The sequence below is a fragment of the Burkholderia sp. IT-111MI5 genome, from assembly GCF_949752865.1.
In the GTDB taxonomy this organism is placed as follows: domain Bacteria; phylum Pseudomonadota; class Gammaproteobacteria; order Burkholderiales; family Burkholderiaceae; genus Burkholderia; species Burkholderia pyrrocinia_C.
Map to the genome: position 1 here is coordinate 1 of NZ_CATKIF010000019.1, position 13,548 is coordinate 13,548.

The following is a 13,548-nucleotide window of genomic DNA, read 5'->3' on the forward strand; positions in this document are numbered from 1 at the left end:
TCCACCCACGCTGCCTTTTGGGCATTACCGGCCGCGCCACCATAGTTGACGGTCGTGAGACCATCGGCGAAAGCTGCCACCGACAAAGACGCGAGCAACGCGGCGCAAATCATTTTCGAATTCGATTTCATTGTCTCCTCCTACTGAGTGATAAAAATTAGTCAGTCAGCTCAAGATCTTCAGGTGGTCCTCACGAAACGACAGCGCAATCTTGTTTCCCTGACGAACATGCGACCGCCAATCGTGTTCGAGGGGAACCTTGACGAAACACTCGGCTTGCCCCGGGCCACGGCAACGCAGTCGGACGTGGTCGCCGAAATAAATTGCGTCGAGCGTTTCGGTTTCGATGACATTGCCCTCATTGGCCGCGAACGTCGATTCGACAGAGAGCCGTTCCGGTCGGATAACCGCCGTCGCCTGGTTGCCGACGTCAACGGACGCCACATTCAGTGCGCGCACCGTCGTCCCGTCTGCGAGCCGAAGCTGGCAGCGGTCGCCGTTCCTCGCAACGACCGTGCCGCTCATCCGATTGTTGTCGCCGATGAAATTCGCGACGAAGAGATTCGTCGGCGATTCGTACAAGCGATCCACGGTATCGAGCTGCTGAATCACGCCCTGGTCGAACACGGCAACACGATCGGACATCGTGAGTGCTTCACTCTGGTCATGCGTGACGTAGACGAAAGTCAGCCCGAGCTCTTCGTGAAGCGCCTTCAGCTCGAGCTGCATGTGTTCGCGCAATTGTTTGTCGAGCGCGCCGAGGGGTTCGTCCATCAGCACGAGCCGAGGGTTGAATACGAGTGCTCGTGCCAGCGCAACGCGCTGCTGCTGACCGCCGGACAGCTGGCTGGGCATCCGTTTGCTCAGCTTATCCATGCCGACCATGTCGAGCGCTCGCTTGACCCTTGCCTCTCGTTCAGCGGGCGGCATTTTTCGAACCTTGAGCGGGTATTCCAGATTTTGCGCGACCGTAAGATGCGGAAAGAGCGCATAGTTCTGGAACACCATCCCGATATTGCGTTTATGCGGCGGGATCCGATTCAGCAATTGACCATCGAGCCAGATCTCGCCATCGGTTGGATACTCGAATCCTGCGAGCATCATCAGACAGGTCGTCTTTCCTGAGCCGGATGGGCCGAGTAAAGTCAGGAATTCGCCCTTTTGGATTTCAAGATTGAGATCCTTGACGACTAGCGTCTCGCCGTCGTAAGTTTTTTTGACGTGACGAAAGTTCACAAGAGCCTGGGTCGGATCGTGCATGGCTGTCTCCAATGTAAGAATATTCACATCCCGCCGTAGCCTTGCGCACGTCGGCTGTGTGTCGCGTTGATTCATCCGGCGAACCACCGGCGCGACTGTCTCGTCGCCGCGACGTTCGCTTTGCACCGCGCTTCATGCGGGAATGCTCGACTCGTCGCGCGACTCGACAAGACACGCAACTAGTTGGGCAAATACTCTTCGGACCAGCTATCTCCGATCGCATGTCGGGCAATCAGTATCTCGATCTCGGCATCGCTGTATCCGAACTCGCGCAGGACGGAATACGTCGATGCGCCGAATTTTTCAGCTGGTGCCAAGGCGCGAATCCGGGCTTGGCGCGGACGAATCGCGAAGGGATCGAGCTGCGTGACACATCGACCGCTGGGATGATTCGCATAGACGCTGAACGAGTAGCTGCCGTTGTCGATGCCGGGACGATCGTCGCTAGGCCGGCTGTTGTGCCGACGCAGATTGACGATGTTGTCCGGCACCGCCGCCGCGATATTGGCGGCCTGCAACCTGGTCTGCCAAGACGCGGCGGACGCGGTACCAAGCGTGGACGCGAGGAATGCAGCCGGATCCTTGGCTGCCGCAATTCCGGCCAGACCTTCGACTCGATCCAATTCGTTCAACTCACTTTCACTGGTGTCCACGTAGATCCAGTCGTCCGCGGCCCGAAAGAATCGAGACATCGCGCCGTAGCCGCTCACTTCGCGACCAGACGGCTCGTCGAATGGTGGGCGATTCGCATAGTCATACGCGAACGGAATCTGCACCAGATTGCCGAGTGCCGACAAGGAGGTTCTCGCGCGCCCGACCTCGCCTGTTTTCGCCTTGCGGTAAAGCGCGGCAGCCACACCTAGCGCAGCCGCGAATCCGCACATGACGTCGATCGTTCCGACATGCGCATGCTCCTCCGGCGTCTCCATGCCGCCGCCGAATCGCACCATGATTCCGGTGCACGCCTGGATCAGATCGTCGTAGCCAAGGTAGTCGGTCCGCGGCCCGCGTCGAGGACCGCCGAAGCAGTCGAGCTGGCAGAAGATCACGCCGGGATTGATGGAACGGAGGCTCGCCTCGTCCAGCCCCAGCGGCTCAAGCTGACGATCCGGGGCATTCATGACGATCACGTCGACAGACCGGGCGAGTCGAGCGAACACCTCGCGTCCATCCGGATGGTTCAGATCGACGAGCACGCTCCGCTTCCCACGCGCCGACGACATCCCGAAGACCACGGTATTCCACGGATCATAATTCGGCACGACGGGGTCGAGTTTGATGACATCGGCGCCAAACCGGCCGAGAAACGACGCCGAATGGGGTCCGGCAATTACGTTCGTCAGGTCGAGCACACGCACTCCGTCGAGCCACCCCTGTGTTGGCGCCCCCGACGGAGCAGGCAGCTCAGTACGCTCCTGCTCATCCAGAATGGCTAACGCATCCCGGAAGGTCACCGGATGGCGGGACGCCGGCGAGAGCATGGATTCGGCACAGTCTTCAAGCCACGCGACCGGCCCGGGCTGTTTCATCACACCATATTCGAGATCGTCGACATTCACGACCAGGCCGGCAGTATTCGCGTGGTCGTCATGCAGCCACTCCCGCGTGGTCCGGTGTGCCGCTCCAGGGAAACCTCCTTCACCGAAAATCTTTTCCCACTCGGCTGCTGTTTTCGTACGAAAAACTTCCTTCATACGCGCGGAAATGCGCTTCGCCCACTCTTCAGGTAACGGATAAACCCCTAGCGACGCGTTCCCTTCCCATTCGCGAATCGGCAGGTACGGATCGTCGACCCGTGGCAAACCGGCCTCCAGCATTTCCTCGTACAGTCCCATCGCCTGCAGACAGCGGCGTGCGTGCGAGCGATGTGACGGGCATACCGTATAAAACTTGCGGCCGTCGGCACACTCGTAGGTCCGGTAGAACGGATCCAGATATTCCTGCAGCGCTTCGTACGACAGATCCATCGGTAGATTGTTGGAGCGCCGCCGCTCGATTTCCTTTTCGCGCAGGGTCTTGTATCGCTCGGGGTAGTTCTCGATATGGATCGAGTTGTAGGAGAGCCCCTCCATCACAGCCGACGCCAGCGGGACCTCGATTTCATCTCCCATGCCGGTGCGCTGCCGTGCCTGCAACGCAAGCGCAACAGCCGAGACGGCCAGCATGGTGCCGTAGGCAGACGCGAGCGGCAACGGCGAGAAACTCGGGTTGATGCCCATCAGCACGCGGTTCTGCCCCATGTCCGTAAAAACGCCCGAAGCCGCAGCGATGATCGGCTCGAACGCGCGCCATTCGCGACGTAACTGGTCGTTGCTGGCAAAGCCGGGCATCGAGAGCGTGATTAGCTCCGGGCGTGCTTCACGCAACTTCGCGAAATCAAGACCCAGCCGCGCCATCACGCCCGGCCGGAAGTTCTCGATGACAACATCCGCGCGGCGGATCAGATCTTTGGCTTCTTCCAGGCCTTTGTCGGTCTTCAGATCGATCTGCAGGCAATGCTTGCCGCGGTTGAGCACCGCATTGGCCGGGCTATCCCAAAGCGGCCCGGCTGGAGGATCGACGTGAATGACGGTCGCACCAAGATCCGCGAGGATCATCGCGACGGCTGGCCCCGCAATGTACTGGCCGAAATCGATGACTTTCACACCGCTGAACGGCAAATGATTGCTCTTTCCCATAATCCGCCGAGTCGCCTCCAGACTGGCCGCATCGCGCGACCGTCGATCATCATGTTGTGGACAATCCCCGTCACCGCCGGCCGTCCGCGTCGAGTCGCGGGTGGATGACGGTCAAACGGGATGGAAGCAACTTTCGGTGAGAAGCCGTGGCGGGTAAAGCAATAAAAAAAACGAGGATGGGTACGTTTTTTTTATGAATCGAGCAAATGATGGGCCGGTCGGAGATCGCGTCCTGGCAACGGGACTCGCATACCACGTGCAAGATCAGAATCTCGCGTGTGCCCCCTGAACCTGTGCACTGAGCCATTCGACGAACGCAGCCGCATGAGGATTGACGATGTTGTGCGGGGAATAGACGAGGTAGAAAGCCTCACTGGTTGGAAGGCGTGGTTTCAGTGGCGCGATCAACTGGCCGGAGATCAGCATGTGCTCGACGAGGGATGACCTTGCAAGCGCAACGCCCTGACCGAGTTCAGCCGCCTTCAGGGCCGAAATCAGCGTGTCGAATTGCATTCCCTTCGACGAATCGACCTTCGATGCACCCGCTTTTTTGAGCCAGTATCCCCAACCTTCCTCGTAGCCGAGCACATGGAGAAGTTCGAAATGCGCGAGGTCCTTCGGCACCGAAAGCGGCGCTTTGGGAGACAGCAACCCGGGAGCACAAACCGGCAGCAGCGTGTCCCAGGTCAGTCGCTCAGCACGCAGCCCCGTCCATTTCCCGTGCCCGTAGCGGATCTCCAGATCGGCTTCGACATCGGTGACGCTGCTATCGCCTCCCCAGATATTGCTCGTAATGCGTAGATTGACGTTCGGATACCGCTTGCGAAAGTCCGGTATGCGCCATGCGAGCCAATGCGTGAAAAACACCAGACTCACTCGCACCGTCAGCACCTTCAGATGCCCTTGCCCGAAAATCTCGTCGGTGGCGGCAGCAAGCCGCTCTATCGCTTCATGCACGACTGGCAGGTAGGCGAGTCCGGCCTCGGTCAACTCGATGCCTCGCGGCAGGCGCTTGAATAACGCCGTACCGAGCTGAGCTTCAAGTCCTTTCACCTGCTGGCTGATCGCGGCCTGGGTCAGATTCAACTCGGTCGCCGCGTGCGTGAAACTCAGGTGCCGGGCTGACGATTCGAATGCACGTAGCCAATTGAGCGGTGGAAGTCGTTTCATCGTGCGAATCGTTGCAACAGATCGGGTGGGCAAACGAGAATACCGGCATTCTATTGCACCGATGCGATCAGAATCAGTCGCTGGGCGCCGCTGCGGATGTCGAGAGGCGACGACAAGCTAGTCTAGTCGCAAGCGCGACATCATTTGAGGGGTCGGCAATCCACATCGATCGCATTCCGGGCGCCAAGAATCGGTCGCCGCAGTGTCATCAGCATTGAGCCCGCTCTCGATCATCTTGATGGCGTAGAACGCCACCCACATGCAACGAGCCCTGGAGAACATCGAAGCGAGCCGGGGACAGCCGATCGCAACCGAGCACCTCAGGCGAATCGCTCCCACTCATATCGAGGGCATCAACTTGCGCGGCACCTTCAACTTTCCCGTGGCGCTCTACGCAAAGCGGATCTTGCCGAGCATCGCGGCCGACAACCCCATTTCGTCAACCAGTCGGAGCGCCTAACGACGGGGGGAACTGGCACTGCCGGTCGAGGGACCACTCATCTTCGATACACCGCGTCCGGGGACGCCTTCTGCTTCGTTCGCGAATGGTAGACGCTAACTCATTGTTTTGTTGGAATAAGTATTTGGGGGCACAAGGAAAAGCCTTGCCAGGCTTAAAGGCGTCTAACCGGAAAAGCGCATAGACATCAAAGGCACCCCCGGTCCATTCGCGAAGGTAAAACCGTGTGCGTTCAGTCACGGACATGGGCGATCGGCAGAGGACCAGAACCGATCCTCATGGGCCGCTGCGTTGCTTGCACCAAAACGTCGCGCAAGCAACGCGGAGGCCTCACGACTGCCTGTTCATATCAAGATTTTTTCGGATTTCACACTGCTCCCCCTCATCGGGGTGCGGTGCTGCACGATCCTGTCGCAGACCGGTATTGGCGCTGATCACGCTCGTCGACTTCATCGGACGGACGCGAGTCCGCCAACGGTACCGATACGCCGCCCTTCTCTATCCTGCACGCCTCATGAACCCGTACCTCGTTGCCAGGGCGCGGCTTCCAGCAGGACATCGCCGTATTGATCGATGGGAAAGCTCAACGCGCCCCTGAAGTTCACGTGCGCAAAATGCGCAGGCCCCATCCGGCGCAACCACTCGTCGTCGACCCGTCGTCCTTTGCGTCGCCAGCCGTCGCCCGTCGCCTGCATGCGCTGCGTGTTCCAGGCGATCACAAGGTTCGTCAACATTTCATCGCGACGTCGACCGCGCTCGGGGGCCACTCTGCCGGTGTAGATCGCGAGCTGAAGCTGGTGGGCCGACTCGCCGCGATTCAGCAGCGTATGCAGTTCCCGGTGGAACGCCACGTTGCTGAAGTAATCGCACAGGGAAAGCGTGCGCAGCAACGTGCCGAGTCGATCGGCGGCCCGATGCACCGGGTCGCCGTCACGCGTCGAAACCATTCGCCGAGCCATACTTTCGGAACCACCCGAGTTGGTGCACGCCGTGTGCGCCGCGGCGTTAGTATGAGGGTGTCGTTCGGCGTCGAACGCAAACCCGCCACCGCCGCGTGACATCGACAGCGAGTTCTTACTGCCATCGCCCATGCCCAGGAAAAAGACCAACGTCTGGCTCAGCGGTCTCGATCTGCTCTCCAGCCTGACGGTCGCTCGGCCGAAGAAGAGGAAAAACGTCGCGCGCAAACCGCCGACGGTCAAGACCGCTCGTCCGGTCGCCACGAAGCGCGTCGGCAAACCGCGTACGGGCAGCCCTCCATCGATGCGAGCGGCCGGTCGGTGGATACGCTCGTTTCATTCCGCGCCGCCATTGGCCGGCCGGCTCGTCAACCATCTCACGTATGCGTTGTATCTGCCGGCTACTGCGGCGGTGCCGGCGGAGCTGCCCCTCGTCGTCATGCTGCATGGTTGCCGGCAGACTGTGGAGTCGTTCGCCGCCGGCACGCGCATTTGCCGGCTCGCCGATCGCGCCGGTTTTGCAGTGCTGCTTCCCGAGCAGGCGAAGACCGCGCACCCTCACCGATGCTGGCATTGGCACGAGAACCTGACGCACTCCGAGGCGCCTGCCGTCGCATCGCTCGTCGCGGCGATCGTCCGGGAACACGGCTTCAACCATCAGCGCGTCTATCTCGCGGGCATCTCGGCGGGAGCCGGCCTCGCCGCGGTTCTAGGGATTCACTACCCCGCGCTCTTTGCCGCCGTCGGTCTACACTCGGGCCCGGTGTTCGGTGTCACAAGTTCCGCCATGACCGCCATGCGCGTCATGCGTAATGGCAGTCGTGAAGATCCGCTGCGCCTGATCGAGGCGTCGGTCGACGTCTCCAGCTATCCGGGCATGCCTGCCATTATCGTCCACGGTGAGCTCGATGCCGTTGTCGCGAAGCGCAACGCCGCACAGCTCGGCGTCGAATTTGCACGGCTCAACCAGCTGGTCGATGCCCAAGGCGCGTTACGCGTCGGCGAACAGCGCACATATACTCGCGATGCGGTCGACTACGTGGACTTTCTGAAGGCCGGCCGGCTCGTCGTGAGGATCTGTATCGTTCGAGGCCTCGGTCACGCATGGAGCGGTGGCGACCCTCGCGAAGCGTTTCATTCCGACAAGGGTCCTGACGCGACGGCGAAGCTTTGGGATTTTTTTAGACGGCAGCGTCGCGGCGCCGCATGAAACGTGACCGCGCCTGTTTCGACGTTCGCCCAGCAGGATGGACTCAATAAATGCTGCCGATTTGCGAAAGTCATTAGTCGTGACGTGCCGACCCAGCTATTCAGCCTCTTGATTGCCGCACACGACGCGCCACACCGACCACTTCCGGCACTTTGAATTACCTATTCGTCAAAAAGTTGACAGGATTGGGTATAGTTACGCATCCGCCCCACGTAACGAGATCGCAACATTCCAAATGGGCTCTATCGCTCACCGCCGGCCGGAAAAAAAACGGACGAATCTGCTTTTTCGTCTTCCAGAATAACTAAATTCTTCCGATTATCGAGGGACTATGGATTTGCTTGCGGCCATGCGAATATTCGTGCGGGTTGTCGAGCGTGGCAATTTGTCGAGGGCCGCGAAAGATCTCGGCCTGGGCCAACCTACCGTTAGCGACCGCGTCGATCGGCTCGAACGGTTTCTCGGCGTCAAATTGCTGCTCCGGAACACGCGTGCGGTGTCGTGCACCGATGAAGGCATTCTGTTCTATCAGCGAAGCAAGATCGTGCTCGATGCGGCCGACGAGGCACGGGCCGTCGTCACGCTCGGCAACAAGATCGTGCGTGGGCGCATTCGCATTGCCGCGCCACATGGGTTGGGCGAAGTCGTGCTGCCGGAAATACTCACGGTAATCCGCGAACATAATCCGCAGCTCTATATCGATCTCGTCCTGAATGACGAAATCACCGACCCCGTCACCGAGGGCGTCGATATTTCATTGCGGCTCGGCCAGATCGGCGATGGCAATTTCGTCGCGCGTCGATTGGGTTATGTACGACGCGTACTGGTCGCGTCGCCGCTTTATATCGAAAAGCACGGGCTGCCGGAGGAACCGACCGACATCGTCGGGCACCCATTCATTCGCGTCACGGGGCTCTTCAACGACGGCCAGCTTCGCCTGATGTGCCCGTCGAAATCGGTGCGGCCGACGCCGATCAACGTCGTCATCAGCACCAGCCACTGGCGCCCGGTCTACGAGCTACTGCTGAACGGCGCGGGTATCGGCGTCCTTCAGGAACACGTCTGCATCGACGCCCTGGAATCCGGCCGACTCGTCAGGCTGCTGCCGGATTACACGGTACCGGGATTCGACCTGCATGCGCTGCTGCCGGTCACGCGGCCCGTCCCTTCGAAGACACAGGTCGTCGTGAAGATCATCGAGGAGTATCTGCCGAAGGCGATGGCGCGGGCTGCGGACGGCGCGCTCGACATATAGCGCGCCGCGCCGGATCGATCGACAGCGCATCGCGCGCGGCCGGCAGGCGGCGGCACCGACCGCGATTCCGCCGGGCGGATGCCGCAGCAAGGACGGTCAGGTTAGCTGACGGCATCGAACGGAGCGAGAGCCGATGAAGCCGATGCCGGATGCGCGCCCGAGACGGTGACGATCGACAAAACACATCCTCATCCGTGCATCAACGTTCGCATATTTCACTTTTCCCGCGCCCGGAAACGGGAGCGGGTCGGGTGGCCGCAAGCAGCGCGGCGCCGATGGCCATGATGGCCACCATCAACAGCAGGCACGCGCGGAAACTCCCGGTCGACGTCCGCAGCCAGCCGATCGCCGCCGGGCTGAAAAAGCCGCCCAACACGCCGATCGTATTGATCAGCGCGATGCCGCCCGCGGCGGCGGGTCCTTTCAGATAGGCGGATGGAATGGTCCAGAATACCGTGTAGGCCATCCACATCGCGGTCGTCGCAATCGTGATGCAAATCAGCGAAACATCGAGCCTGTCGCTCGACACGGCAGTAGCAGCGAGCGAAATCGCGCTGACCAGCGCCGGAATCGCGCTGTGCCAGCGCCGCTCGTTGCGGCGATCGGAACTACGGCCGGCGACGACCATGCCGATGGTCGCGGCAACGAACGGAATCGACGAATAGAGGCCGATCTTCATCGGATCGGTGACGCCGCCGGCCGCCAGCAGGCCGGGCAGCCAGAAATTGATCAGGTAGATGCCGCAAATGACGCAGAAATAGGCGGCGCTCATCAAATAGACGTACGGGTCCTTCACGACTTCGGCGAAACCGTGCCGCTCCGCATGTTGAGGCTTCGCGGCCATGTCGACGAGTTCCTGCCGCTCCTCGGGTGACAGCCACGATGCCGTCTCGGGGCGATCGGCAAGCAGCACGCGGGCCATGATGCCGAGCGCGACGCACGGCAACCCTTCGATCAGGTACATCCACTGCCAGCCGGACAGGCCGCCCAAGCCTGCGAAGGTCGTCATGATCCACATCGACAGCGGGCCGCCGAGCACGCCCGCAAGGGGGCCGCCGATCATCACTGCGGCGATGGCTTTCGCACGGCGGGATTCGGGATACCAGCAGGTCAGATAGAAGAGGATGCCCGGCGTGAATCCGGCCTCGAAGACGCCCAGGAGAAAGCGCAGCACATAGAACGTCGTCGCATCGCGCGTCGCGACCATGGCTGCGGACGTCAGGCCCCACAGCACCAGGATCCTGCTGATGGCCTTGCGCGCGCCGGTTTTCGGCAGCAGCAGGTTGGACGGCACCTCGAAGAGCGCGTATCCGATGAAGAATATGCCGGCGGCCAGCCCGTATTGCGCATCGGTCAAGCCGATGTCGGACTGCATGTGCAGCCGGGCGAAACCAACATTGAGCCGGTCAAGGCATGCAAACAAATAACAGATGAGCAGAAAGGAAAGCAGGCGGCGGTCGAGCCGGCGATACAGCGCCGACGTGCGATCGCCATTCTGGAGCGAGACGACAGTGGACATGCCAGTCCATATGAACGCATCCCGTTTGCAGCAGTTTTCATGTGTGTCGACAGGCAGGACGGGTTGCAGCGCTCCATATCGCCCGTTGTTCTCCTGGCGCAGGCATTCAGGTTTGGCGAACCCCGGTCCTGCCAGGCTTGTCATCACACTCGATTACTGTGCAACCTTTCGACGTTCACCCTGTATTGAACGTTGATCTTCTCGCTCGCGTGTGCCGTTCTGGCCGGTTTCACGCTAACGTAGCCTTTTCGGTACAACCTGTCGTGAGCCGGACGCCTTCGCACGAGTCAACACCGCTCGCGCGCCGTGCATCCGGTTTTCGATAGCGGCAATCCGCTCTCCCCGGCCGACCGTGGCGCTGCGCCCGGCATCGGACCGGGCGCAGTGGGGGCGCGGTTTGTCAGGCGACTTCGGACAATTCGGGCGCCTCCTCCTCCTGGTATTGCCTGACGCGCGCGCGGAACGTGTCCGAAAGCGGCACCGTCGATTCCGTCACGTAGTCGTAAGCGACGTGCGTCGACGCGCCTCGCGCGATCACGGTGTCGGCGTCGTTCGCGAGCGTGATCAGGTATTCGAGGTCGAAGCTCTTCGTGCCGAGACGCGTGATTCGCGCGCTCAATTCGAGCGATTCCCCCCATTTCGCGGAACGGACGTATTCGCACGACGTCTTCAGCATGATCTGCGGAATGCCCTGATCGAGCGGCACCTCCAGCAGTTCATGCGCGTAAGCCATGTATGCATTCAGCATGTACACGTAATACATCGTCGCGCTGACGTGGCCGGCGGGATCCTGGTCGCGATACGTGACGTCGAATTTCTGTGTGAAGGCTCGGGTCATCTTGGCACCTGTGGGTTGAGGTTGTGCCCGCCGGACTGCCCGGCGGGTCGGGTCAAGCAAACGTTGAATGCCCGATGGCATCCGCGCATCGCGCGAAAGCTTGCGGCGCGATGCCGGACGGGCCGGGGCATGCGCGTTACGACAGCACGCACTGGTCGAGGTAGGGTTTCCCGCCATGCGCGTGCACGATCGAGCCGCCGCGCATCTCGACGATCGGCAACTCGGCGAGGGCATTGACGACGTGCGCCATCGTCGGCAGGTCCGACCAGCTCGCGACGTTGAAGCGCACGCGCGCATCTCCGACGTGCCGCCTGTCGATCGTGACGTACGGGTCGTGAACCGGCGTCAGCGTGACCTGGCACAGCTCGGTCTCGCCCCAGTCGCCGGTGCGCGGCGTGTACTTCAGCATCAAGGTGCCGTCGGACCGGGCCGGCGGCGTGTCGGCGACCGGCTCCCGCAATCCCGTCACGCCGAGTTCGAGAAAGCGAAAGCCCATCCAGCTCGCTTCGCAATGCTGTTCGCCGTTGAACTGCCGCGGCGCCGCGACGTCGGCATAGAGCTTCGGATGACCGATCTCGTCGCGGCCGGTGATGATCGGATCCGCAAGGTTTTCCCATACCGCCGCGAGAAACTTTCCGGCGGCGCGGTCGCGCGTCCCCGCAAAGATCGCGGGCCAGCTCACGTGAACCATCGTGTAGCCGCGTCCGGCGAGCCAGTCGATGCCGGTCAGGTAATGGAACTCGACGGTCACGACGGGCTCGCCGGCGAGCGTGAAACGTTCCGGAAGATGCCGTTCCAGCCGGGCGGCGTCGGTGAGGAACGACGCGGATACCGTCATGCGCGTCGGATTGCGGTGCGGGTCGACTGCGAGCGCGTTCGGCACCTGCCGGGGGCCCGGTGCCGGTCCGAAGTGAGTGGGCATTCGATAGATGCGCCCCTTCTCGAACGTGTAAGCCAACGAACACCTCCTTCGTCTGTACGCGGGCCGGCCGCCGTGTGCGGCCGGCCCGCGCGTCGTTTTACCGATGGGATGCCAGACCCGCGCCGGCATAGATGATTTGCAGCTCCCCCTGGATTTCGCGCATGAGATTGCCCGAACTCGCGTTCTGCGGAAGGTTCTGCAGGCGGAACAGCACGAACGGCTCGGTGCCCGACGGGTTGCCGATGGCGTGATAGCCCCAGGCGGGCACGAACACCGTGTCGCCCGGCACGAGTCGCTCGCACGTCTGGTCTTCGCCGAACGCCATTTCTCCGGAGCCCGAATGAACGATGTACAGATGCCAGAATGAATGGCGATGCCGCTCCGTCATCTCGCCGGGCTTCAGTACCTGGATGACGAGTGACAGATCGGGGGCGACTGTCCCGTGCTCATCGACTCTGCCGCCTGACAGCGCAAGCGTGCCCTGCGGGTTGTGCGGGCGGCTGCGCGTCATTGACTCGATCGACTCCCACTTCCAGACCACAGGGTCGGCCGGGGGTTTCGACGTCAGTTCGAGATATTCCGAAAACGAGAGAATGTCGCCTTCGATCGTCTGCATGGTTACTCCTTGTTGTACGCAGGGTGGGATGAACAGGTATCCGGATGGGCATCGCGGAACGCCGCGAGCTGCATGCATGCGTCATGAATGCGCGATACGGTCGGATACGGTGCGATATCGATGTTGACGTTGCGGGCCGAGACGATTTGCGGCACCAGCGCGAGGTCCGCGAGCGACGGGCGATCGCCGTGACAGAACCGGCCTGTCTCGGCGCTGCCGGCGAGCATCGTCTCGAGCGCGCCCAGGCTCGTGGTGATCCAGTGCTGCTTCCAGCGGAGCACCACGCCGTCGTCGCAGCCGGTCGCCTCTTTCAGGTACTGGGCGACACGCATGGCCGTGATCGGGTGGGTGTCCGCCGCGACCGTCTGGAACAGCGCGCGCACGCGCGCGCGTTCCTGCGTGCCGGCAGGCAGCAGCGGCGGGTCCGGATATTCGTCGTCGAGATACTCGACGATCGCCGACGACTGGGTCAGCACGCGGTCGCCGATCCGCAGCGCGGGCAGCAGGCCTTGCGGATTGATCGACAGATACGGATCGGCGCGGTGGGCGCGCGCATCGAGATCCTGAACGACCGTCGTGTAGGCGACGCCCTTCAGATTGAGCGCGATACGCACGCGGAACGATGCCGACGAGCGGTGGAAATCGTGCAGGGTCAGCATGT

At 61.6% G+C, this 13,548-nt stretch carries 11 protein-coding genes and 1 pseudogene; 3 read left to right on the forward strand and 9 right to left on the reverse strand.

Annotation, left to right across the window (positions count from 1 at the left end):
* Positions 1–165: 165 nt before the first annotated feature.
* The 3 genes from ACM6JT_RS17665 to gcvA all read right to left on the reverse strand — a co-directional run bounded on the left by ACM6JT_RS17665 (position 166) and on the right by gcvA (position 5,108).
* A complete protein-coding gene (locus tag ACM6JT_RS17665; RefSeq protein WP_414856935.1) occupies positions 166–1,260 on the reverse strand; it encodes an ABC transporter ATP-binding protein in 1,095 nt (364 codons plus the stop codon).
* Positions 1,261–1,439: 179 nt separating this feature from the next.
* Positions 1,440–3,938, reverse strand: a complete 2,499-nt coding sequence (locus tag ACM6JT_RS17670; RefSeq protein WP_414856936.1) for a CoA transferase — start codon at positions 3,936–3,938, stop codon at positions 1,440–1,442.
* Between the two features lie 264 nt (positions 3,939–4,202).
* Positions 4,203–5,108 (reverse strand): transcriptional regulator GcvA, encoded by a 906-nt coding sequence (gene gcvA, locus ACM6JT_RS17675; RefSeq protein ID WP_105393585.1) that lies wholly within the window; start codon positions 5,106–5,108, stop codon positions 4,203–4,205.
* Between the two features lie 181 nt (positions 5,109–5,289).
* Between gcvA and ACM6JT_RS17680 the strand changes: the two are divergent.
* Positions 5,290–5,568: pseudogene (locus ACM6JT_RS17680) on the forward strand (Tn3 family transposase); the annotation flags it as partial.
* Between the two features lie 512 nt (positions 5,569–6,080).
* Here ACM6JT_RS17680 and ACM6JT_RS17685 read toward each other — a convergent pair.
* A complete protein-coding gene (locus tag ACM6JT_RS17685) occupies positions 6,081–6,677 on the reverse strand; it encodes a Tn3 family transposase (protein ID WP_414856937.1) in 597 nt (198 codons plus the stop codon).
* Between ACM6JT_RS17685 and ACM6JT_RS17690 the strand changes: the two genes are divergently transcribed.
* Both ACM6JT_RS17690 and ACM6JT_RS17695 read left to right on the forward strand, forming a co-directional pair.
* Positions 6,658–7,737: a PHB depolymerase family esterase gene (locus ACM6JT_RS17690; RefSeq protein ID WP_414856938.1), complete on the forward strand. Its 1,080-nt coding sequence runs from the start codon at positions 6,658–6,660 to the stop codon at positions 7,735–7,737. The genes ACM6JT_RS17685 and ACM6JT_RS17690 overlap by 20 nt on opposite strands.
* 331 nt (positions 7,738–8,068) lie before the next feature.
* On the forward strand, positions 8,069–8,992 hold the full coding sequence (locus ACM6JT_RS17695) for a LysR family transcriptional regulator (RefSeq protein WP_034184327.1): 924 nt from the start codon (positions 8,069–8,071) through the stop codon (positions 8,990–8,992).
* Positions 8,993–9,191: 199 nt separating this feature from the next.
* On the opposite strand, the gene ACM6JT_RS17700 is transcribed toward ACM6JT_RS17695, so the two are convergent.
* The 5 genes from ACM6JT_RS17700 to maiA all read right to left on the reverse strand — a co-directional run bounded on the left by ACM6JT_RS17700 (position 9,192) and on the right by maiA (position 13,546).
* Complete coding sequence (locus ACM6JT_RS17700) at positions 9,192–10,511, reverse strand: MFS transporter (RefSeq protein ID WP_034184328.1); 1,320 nt, start codon at positions 10,509–10,511, stop codon at positions 9,192–9,194.
* Between the two features lie 400 nt (positions 10,512–10,911).
* Positions 10,912–11,349 (reverse strand): acyl-CoA thioesterase, encoded by a 438-nt coding sequence (locus ACM6JT_RS17705; protein WP_034184329.1) that lies wholly within the window; start codon positions 11,347–11,349, stop codon positions 10,912–10,914.
* Positions 11,350–11,485: 136 nt separating this feature from the next.
* The gene (locus ACM6JT_RS17710; RefSeq protein ID WP_081938608.1) at positions 11,486–12,400 is read right to left on the reverse strand and encodes an acetoacetate decarboxylase family protein; all 915 of its coding nucleotides are present in this window, start codon (positions 12,398–12,400) and stop codon (positions 11,486–11,488) included.
* Entirely contained in the window at positions 12,369–12,887 is a 519-nt protein-coding gene (locus ACM6JT_RS17715) for a cupin domain-containing protein (protein WP_051983839.1), read from the reverse strand. The genes ACM6JT_RS17710 and ACM6JT_RS17715 overlap by 32 nt, the downstream gene beginning before the upstream one ends.
* A 2-nt stretch (positions 12,888–12,889) precedes the next feature.
* On the reverse strand, positions 12,890–13,546 hold the full coding sequence (gene maiA / locus ACM6JT_RS17720; RefSeq protein WP_051983840.1) for a maleylacetoacetate isomerase: 657 nt from the start codon (positions 13,544–13,546) through the stop codon (positions 12,890–12,892).
* Positions 13,547–13,548 lie beyond the last annotated feature (2 nt).

Excerpts from the sequence above, each read along its gene's own strand:
- ACM6JT_RS17665 (WP_414856935.1), bottom strand. The coding sequence starts at position 1,260 with ATGCACGATCCGACCCAGGCTCTTGTGAACTTTCGTCACGTCAAAAAA.
- ACM6JT_RS17670 (WP_414856936.1), bottom strand. The coding sequence starts at position 3,938 with ATGGGAAAGAGCAATCATTTGCCGTTCAGCGGTGTGAAAGTCATCGAT.
- gcvA (WP_105393585.1), bottom strand. The coding sequence starts at position 5,108 with ATGAAACGACTTCCACCGCTCAATTGGCTACGTGCATTCGAATCGTCA.
- ACM6JT_RS17690 (WP_414856938.1), top strand. The coding sequence starts at position 6,658 with ATGCCCAGGAAAAAGACCAACGTCTGGCTCAGCGGTCTCGATCTGCTC.
- ACM6JT_RS17695 (WP_034184327.1), top strand. The coding sequence starts at position 8,069 with ATGGATTTGCTTGCGGCCATGCGAATATTCGTGCGGGTTGTCGAGCGT.
- ACM6JT_RS17700 (WP_034184328.1), bottom strand. The coding sequence starts at position 10,511 with ATGTCCACTGTCGTCTCGCTCCAGAATGGCGATCGCACGTCGGCGCTG.
- ACM6JT_RS17705 (WP_034184329.1), bottom strand. The coding sequence starts at position 11,349 with ATGACCCGAGCCTTCACACAGAAATTCGACGTCACGTATCGCGACCAG.
- ACM6JT_RS17710 (WP_081938608.1), bottom strand. The coding sequence starts at position 12,400 with ATGCCGGCGCGGGTCTGGCATCCCATCGGTAAAACGACGCGCGGGCCG.
- ACM6JT_RS17715 (WP_051983839.1), bottom strand. The coding sequence starts at position 12,887 with ATGCAGACGATCGAAGGCGACATTCTCTCGTTTTCGGAATATCTCGAA.
- maiA (WP_051983840.1), bottom strand. The coding sequence starts at position 13,546 with ATGCTGACCCTGCACGATTTCCACCGCTCGTCGGCATCGTTCCGCGTG.